Annotated in this window: 1 protein-coding gene; it reads left to right on the forward strand. The window is 65.1% G+C overall.

All coding sequences use genetic code 11. The features are described from left to right. Positions 1–390, forward strand: a 390-nt coding sequence (locus AB4070_RS18585) for a hypothetical protein (protein WP_441981408.1), incomplete at both ends; no start/stop codon positions are given.

Consider the following 390-nt stretch of genomic DNA (forward strand, 5'->3'; position numbering starts at 1 on the left):
GGCTTCTGGCTACCGCTCGGATTAGCCCTCGGCGCCTGTGGTCTCGCACTGGCCGAACAGCCCGCAAGCGCATTGGCCCTGATACCTGGCGTGCTGTACCTGGGATGCGCCTGGCAGCTTCGCGAGCGTCATCAACGCCAACTGCAGACATTCTGGGACACGGAACTGGCACAACTGCTGCGCAGCTCCCAGGATGCCGACCCCGCGACGCTGCTGGTGGCCGCCAGCCTGCAACTGCGCAACAACGAACGCTTGCGCAGCGAAGTGCAGTTCGCCAGCCGTGCCCTGGAGCAGATGGCTCAGCAAGCCCGCGACCAGGGAGAGGAACAGAGCCAACGCATCGCGATGATCGCCGCCGCCAGCGAACAGATCGATCAGACCCTGCACAGC

This window comes from Microbacterium sp. 2RAF4 (genome assembly GCF_052115285.1).
GTDB lineage: Bacteria > Actinomycetota > Actinomycetes > Actinomycetales > Microbacteriaceae > Microbacterium > Microbacterium oxydans.